This window comes from Streptomyces poonensis (assembly GCF_014650915.1).
Classification (GTDB): Bacteria; Actinomycetota; Actinomycetes; order Streptomycetales; family Streptomycetaceae; genus Streptomyces; species Streptomyces poonensis.
The window spans coordinates 206,794-212,793 of the sequence record NZ_BMVW01000017.1 but is presented as its reverse complement, the minus strand read 5'-3'; the positions used below and the strand labels follow the sequence as shown (position 1 = coordinate 212,793).

The 6,000-nt window shown below is 65.6% G+C and carries 6 protein-coding genes and 2 pseudogenes; 2 read left to right on the top strand and 6 right to left on the bottom strand.

Translation table 11 applies throughout. From position 1 onward, the window contains the following. Positions 1-316: 316 nt before the first annotated feature. Positions 317-718: pseudogene (locus IE242_RS31460) on the bottom strand (DNA-3-methyladenine glycosylase); the annotation flags it as partial. A 58-nt stretch (positions 719-776) separates the two neighbouring features. Here IE242_RS31460 and IE242_RS38170 point away from each other — a divergent pair. Both IE242_RS38170 and IE242_RS38165 read left to right on the top strand, forming a co-directional pair. Next, positions 777-1,469 carry a recombinase family protein gene (locus IE242_RS38170; protein ID WP_229859687.1) on the top strand — a complete coding sequence of 231 codons (693 nt, stop codon included), beginning with the start codon at positions 777-779 and terminating at the stop codon, positions 1,467-1,469. Next, a complete protein-coding gene (locus IE242_RS38165) occupies positions 1,361-2,242 on the top strand; it encodes a recombinase family protein (RefSeq protein ID WP_308436796.1) in 882 nt (293 codons plus the stop codon). The genes IE242_RS38170 and IE242_RS38165 overlap by 109 nt, the downstream gene beginning before the upstream one ends. A gap of 14 nt (positions 2,243-2,256) precedes the next feature. On the opposite strand, the gene IE242_RS31450 is transcribed toward IE242_RS38165, so the two are convergent. The 5 genes and pseudogenes from IE242_RS31450 to IE242_RS31435 form a co-directional block, all read right to left on the bottom strand. Then, positions 2,257-2,931 carry a recombinase family protein gene (locus tag IE242_RS31450; protein WP_229859685.1) on the bottom strand — a complete coding sequence of 225 codons (675 nt, stop codon included), beginning with the start codon at positions 2,929-2,931 and terminating at the stop codon, positions 2,257-2,259. Positions 2,932-3,050: 119 nt separating this feature from the next. Next, positions 3,051-3,173, bottom strand: a complete 123-nt coding sequence (locus IE242_RS38705; RefSeq protein ID WP_268249514.1) for a hypothetical protein — start codon at positions 3,171-3,173, stop codon at positions 3,051-3,053. Between the two features lie 1,083 nt (positions 3,174-4,256). Continuing rightward, positions 4,257-4,607 (bottom strand): hypothetical protein, encoded by a 351-nt coding sequence (locus IE242_RS38160; protein ID WP_229859683.1) that lies wholly within the window; start codon positions 4,605-4,607, stop codon positions 4,257-4,259. A gap of 418 nt (positions 4,608-5,025) precedes the next feature. Then, the gene (locus IE242_RS31440) at positions 5,026-5,637 is read right to left on the bottom strand and encodes a DNA-3-methyladenine glycosylase (RefSeq protein ID WP_189865392.1); all 612 of its coding nucleotides are present in this window, start codon (positions 5,635-5,637) and stop codon (positions 5,026-5,028) included. 14 nt (positions 5,638-5,651) lie between these two features. Beyond that, positions 5,652-5,909: pseudogene (locus IE242_RS31435) on the bottom strand (DNA-3-methyladenine glycosylase); the annotation flags it as partial. Positions 5,910-6,000: the final 91 nt, after the last annotated feature.

Sequence of the window (6,000 nt, the reverse complement as noted above, 5' to 3'; positions counted from 1 at the left end):
CTCGCGTTTCCCTTTCCGGCGGTTCCGACTCTATCAGATCCTTTCGGGCCTGATTCCCAGTCAGCGGGCTTTGCCTTTCGGCCGTCTACTGGTCGGAGGTTTTCCCTCGCGGCCTTTCGACATTCACTACGTTAACCGTTTCCCGCGCCAACTCATAATCGAGTTCGCGGATCCGGATTTCAGGCATGCGGACACGCCGAAACCCGCCCCGCTGGGGGTAAGGATCAGGTAGTGGGTTGGCCGCTTCCGGCTGCAGGCTGATAGCCGTACCCGGTTCAAGCGGCTCGGGCTACGTTACGGAGTCTTCAGGGTCGCGTCAAGTGCGTCGCCGACGCGGCGCGTGGGCGCGGTACGGGCTCACCGTCGGGTCGTCCGCGATCCAGAAGCGCCACGGGTGGACGCCTCCCTCGCCGGCGACACCAGTGCGCGGGCCGCTGCGTACCTGGTCGAATCTCACGGGAGTGCCGTGCAGGACGGCGAAGGGACTGTCGGGGCCGGCGCAGGCGTCCGCGCCGTCCATGGCCCGGTCCACTCCCAGTGCCGTGGCGAGGCGGGCCGGACCTTTGGCCAGTTCTTTGTCGCTCCGGGCCGAGATCCGTCGCTTGCGGGCCTGCTCGACGCCCTCCACGACCTCACCGGCCCTCAGCAGGACTCCGCTCGCCCGGCCCTCCGGTCCGCACACCAGGTTCATGCAGTGCCACATGCCGTAGGTGACGTACTGAGCATGTATGTCGTTGCATCATCGAGCAAGACGACAAGCAGGAGAGAGACAGTCAGTGCGAGCGATCATCTACGCCAGGCTTAGCCCAACGCCGAGGGGTGAGGAGTCCAAGGGTGGGAACCTCACACAACAGGTCAAACTGAGCCAAGCACTCTGCGACCGCAACGGCTGGACCGTCATAGAGGTCATCACGGAGAAGGATTCTTCGGCATCGAAGTTCCGCACCGTTGAGGGCCGCAAGGTATCGGCGCGCGGTGAAGGCTGGAGACACGTGGTCGAGCTGGTTCGCGCAGGTAAGGCCGACGTCGTCGTAGCCAGACACTACGACCGCCTCTACCGCACAACACGGGACCTGGTCGAGCTGGTCGACCTGGCAGAGGAGACCGGCGTTCATCTGGCCGCCGCACAGGCTCAGGGAGTCCTGGACTTGGCGACCCCTTCGGGTCGCCTGGCTGCGCGTATCGGCGCTGCGGTCGCCGAGAACGAAACCGAGATGCGAGTAGAGCGTCAGGTGCTCGGTCATCAGCGCCGCAGGGAATCGGGCAGGCCCTTCTGGAGCACCCGCCCCTTCGGCTTCGAGCGCGACGGCACCCATCGCGAGGAGGAGGCGGAAGCTCTGCGGCAGGCTTCCGAGATGTTCTGGCTGGAGTCTCCCTGTGGTCCATCGCAAAGGACTGGAACGCTCGCGAGCTGCTTTCGCCACACGGCAAGGAGTGGCGTAGCTCGAACCTCCGGGGCGTCCTCTTGAAGCCAAGGAACGCCGGCCTGCAGACGTACTCCCAGTGGGTCGAGAAGCCGGACGGGAGACGCGTACGTGTGACTGAGGAGACCGGCACAGGCAACTGGGAGCCGATCATCTCCGAGAGCATGTTCCGTGCCCTGGCTCGCTACCTAAGCGACCCTGAGCGCAACACGGGCGGCGGAGGAGAGCGCAAGGCTCTGCTGTCCGGCGTGGTCCGTTGCTCGAAGTGTCAGGCCGTCGTGACGCAGGGGTGGAGCAAGAAGAACGCGGCAGGTGAGCGATACAGGATCTACACCTGTTCAGGTGGCCGGTGCATCACGTGCCCGGCGGACCCTCTTGACTCCTTCGTTGTACGGGAGGTCATCGACAAGGCCGAGAAGTGGAACAAGGCTCCGGCCACGGATGCCGTAGACGAGGAGCGCGAGGCCGAGCTACTGGCCCAGGAGGTGGCTACCTCCGAGAGGCGTACCGCCCTGGCGGAGATGTTCGCTGTAGGAGACATCGACGCATCGACCATGCGGGCAGGCATCGGCAGGTGTGATGCCGACCTGGCGAAGATTCGGACTGAACTGGCAGACCTGGCAGCGAAGCGAGTGCGGGTAGACCTGGGGGACGTCGAGTACTTGTGGGAGGAGCTGGACTACGAAGACCCCGACCGGATCGACTACGCACGGACGGTCGTCATGCAGGTTTGCGAACTCGTCGAGCTGATGCCGAGAGGTCGAGGAGTCCGAGAGTTCAAGCCGGACCACTGCCGGATCTCCTTCCGGAACCCGTAAGTTCTGCGCCTGTCTCAGGTGGTCTCACCGATGTGCCGGTACAGGGTGGCCCGTGAGATTCCCAGGGCCTCAGCGATCGCTGTGACACTCTCACCCTTGGCATGACGAGCTCGGGCTATGGCCAGCTTGTCTTCATCGACCACTGACGGACGGCCGCCGTGTCGGCCCTGTCGGGCCGCAGCGTCCAGCCCTTCCAACGTCTTCTCCCGAATGCCTTCCCGCTCCACCTCGGCGGCCACGGCCAGCACGGCGAAGACGATGGCGCCTGCACCGTTCGGGTCGTACACGCCCTGGAGCGGACCGGACAGGAGCTTCAGTTGGATACCGTCCGCCTGGAGAGCGGCGGACAGAGTCATCAGCTCGGCAGCGTTGCGGGCAAGACGCTTCATCTCGACCACGGTCAGGATGACCGGCTGGCCCGGAGCTGCCGCCCTTATCTCCCGCGCCAGGGTGAGCGCCTTGTCCAGCTCCGGCCGTTCCTTCACACGGGTACTGATCTTTTCGGAGAACACGCGCGTGCACTGTGCTGCGGCCAGCGCATCCAACTGCGACTGAAGTTCCTGTCCGACCGTGGAGCACCGGGCGTAACCGATGCGGATCGCTGTGCCCGGCGTCGCCTCTACGGCTTTCGGCACAACGGGGCCGGCGGCCCAGGGCTTGCACAGGTTGCGGTCGGCGGGAGTCTTCACCGTTAGTTCGGCCTTCAGTGCGGGGACCAGAGTTGAAGCGGCCCGTGTGGTAGCTCGCTGCCACCTTGCCTGCGCCGGTACGGCAGGGGCTACCGGCGGGGGCCTGACACTTCGGGCAGTCATGACGCCGTGTCGACCGCGGCCCACACCTTGGCTTCCAGGATGACTGCGCCTTGCTCTGCGTCCGGTCCTGACCACTCGTCTACATGCTCGGCTATCAGCGCCCAAGAGATATTGATCATGTGTCGGATCGTAAGGCCAGCGGCGAACACGGAGCCGGTCGGAGGGTGGGGGTATGACCCCCTCGAATCGGGCGCCTGACCGCCGTGTCTTAGCTGCTCAAATCCTGCCACGGTTTCGGGGGCCTCTTTGGCGCGAGGAACGTGCTTTCATCTGCGGGAACGCGTCACGAAGTATGTGAAGATCGCGGCGATCACGGAAGCAAGTGACACCAAGGCGATTACCTCAGCACCGCCAGTGCTGACTGCAGTGGCGAGGGCGAAGGCCAAGCAGACGAACGACACTGCCTGTAACCTCCGCCGCACCGCGCTGGTGCGTGCGCGTGGTGGACGTTCCTGGTCGCCCTGGGCCGGCGGGGGTGGCGGGGGTGGCGGGGATTCTGGACGCTGCCGATGTGGAGCGTCTGAGGGCTCGCCCTCGACTCGGCGATCCTCAGTTCGAGGTGTCTGTCGCGGCTGTGGGGGGCGGTAGTAGGCAAGTATCTGGAAGAACGCACCGGTGGCCGTAAGCAGGACGGTGAGCAACTCCATCTGCTCAGGATGGGCCTTCACTGTCCAAATTTGAACGTGAATGCCAGGTTCCGTATCGGTGCGTTGCAGTTTTGCGCGAAGCGCCATCCCTCGTGCAGCGGCGGAAGACGTAGCACGGTCTTTGGGACGCGGCAGCGCCCCGTACTTCGTGAAGGGTTTAGCTCTGTCGGGCCCTTCCGGGGACGCCTTACCGAAGCCGCTTCGGGCTGTGGCGGCCGCCGGCCGCCCCTCTCCTGCTCACCTCTTCGCCGCTGTTCCTGGTTGTGGGGGCGCTTCCGCGCTTCCTGCTCCGCTCGCCGTTGCTCGAGGCCGTCTGGCTCTGTCAACTCCTTTGGGGCCACTCTTGCCCTTCCGCCTGCCAGCCTTGCTCTAGCCGAGAGACGGTGCGCGGCAGCGCCCCACTGGCCTCGAACGTAGGTAGGTGGCTTCCTTTATGGCCCCTGCGGGGCCGCACTGTGAAGGAGACAGACAGATAAGAGGACGCGAATGTTTTCACAGGTCATCACCTATGTCGGTACACGTGAGACGTGTGCTGGCTACACGTCCAGCATGTAGTCAACGGTCTAGGCGGACACGGCACGGTACCGGCACACCCTTGCCCGCCTGGAACATGTGAGAGCCGAGCACGAGACAGGCAGCCCCCGAGTAAGGAGAGACGAGGCTCAGCGCCTTGGCGCGGGCTATCGCGTTGTTGGTGCTCTGTTCGGACAAGGGCTTGCCATCCTTGCTCAACAGGCTGGCGAGCTTCCCGGCATCGAAAGCTGCATGCCCCTGGCAGTCAGCCCACCCGAGTGCAGCGAAGTGCACACGGTAGGCAAGCTGGAGTCGAGCTTCCTTCGCCATGCGCCGGTACTCCACCTGCGAGACCCCGCCCCACGGGCGGTCATGGCCGAAGCTGATAGCCACTGGTTGCGGCTCCTTCCTGTGAGGCGCACACGAGTGCGCCAGTGCTCCCCGCCTGACGGCGGGACATGGATCTCCCTTCTTCGCGGGGGCGGATCGGCCATGGTTGGCGCGATCCTTCTTCACAGGTGACGCCCTAGGCTTCGGGCCTGGACTCGGTCTCGTGCGGTCGGGAGCGACGGCGGTGACCTGGCCGACGCACGTTACACGAGGAAGGGAGGACCCCAGTAAGGAGCCCTCCCGTGTGGTGTTTGGAGAACACACCAAGGGGTGTCATCCCTCCGGCCCCGAATCGGCGCACGCCAGCAGTCACAGACCGGCCAAGAACGCGTCACGCGCCACGCTCGCGAGCCATCACGCATCTGCGGCCCAACACCACCCGCCGACCGGCCGGCGAGCCGCGAGCGAGGCGCACAGCGGCTCAGGCTCCGGCGGACGGCTTGGCTCTCGGGCTCAGTCGGTACGCCGAGACCGTTGGATCACCGGCGAGGTGGAAGCGGTGCTGCCAGTCGTGGGCTTTGCTCACGCCTACCCGAGGACCAACGCGGATGAGGGCGGCGGGTACCGGCTCGCCCTCGGACAGCGTGACCGAGGCGCCCGCCAGGAGATGTGCGCCGTTGTGCTCTGCTGTGATGCCGAGCGCCTGGCAGAAGTTCCCCGGCCCTCGCGCCAGACGTGAACTCTCGGCCATGCCCCCTCGCCGCTTGCGCGCCAGATCCTCCCCTTCGATGATCCTGCCTGCCCGGACGAGGACGGCTGAAGCGATACCGTCTGTCCCGGTGACGATGTTGGCGCACCAGTGGAGACCGTGAGACCGGTATACGTACAGGTGTCCTGCCGGTCCGAACATGACGGCGTTGCGGGGTGTTCTGCCCCGGTAGGCGTGGGAGGCTGGGTCGGCCGCACCAGAGTACGCCTCGGTCTCCGTGATGGTGATGCTCACGGTTCCCTCGGGTGCCTCGTGAGTGAGGACGGCACCGAGCAGCTTGGGGGCGACTTCTTCAGCGGGGTGAGCGAGGTCGGCGAGGTTCATGCTGACTGCCTTGACATGCCATAGGTGAAGTAGACGTAGACGTGTCCGGGCGGGCCGAACATCACCCCGTTGCGGGCGGTGCGGCCGCGATAGGCGTGGGATCCCGGATCGTTCGTGCCGTCGTACGCCTCGACCTCCGTGAGGCGGAGCTCGATCGGGCCGTCCGGAGTGGTGTGCACCAGGACGCGGCCCAGGAGGTCTCGTGCCACCTCCAGAACGGGGCGGTCGAAGAAGTGCCGAGGTAGGGGCGTACGGTCAGGGGTCGCGATCATGCCGTACGAGCGTACTGCAGACGGGTGGCTGTCCCTTGCTACGCCCATGGGTGGCCGGGAGGCCCCCGCCTTGGGAGGGTGAGGGCACGGA

Excerpts from the sequence above, each read along its gene's own strand:
- IE242_RS38705 (WP_268249514.1), bottom strand. The coding sequence starts at position 3,173 with ATGATCAATATCTCTTGGGCGCTGATAGCCGAGCATGTAGACGAGTGG.
- IE242_RS31440 (WP_189865392.1), bottom strand. The coding sequence starts at position 5,637 with ATGAACCTCGCCGACCTCGCTCACCCCGCTGAAGAAGTCGCCCCCAAG.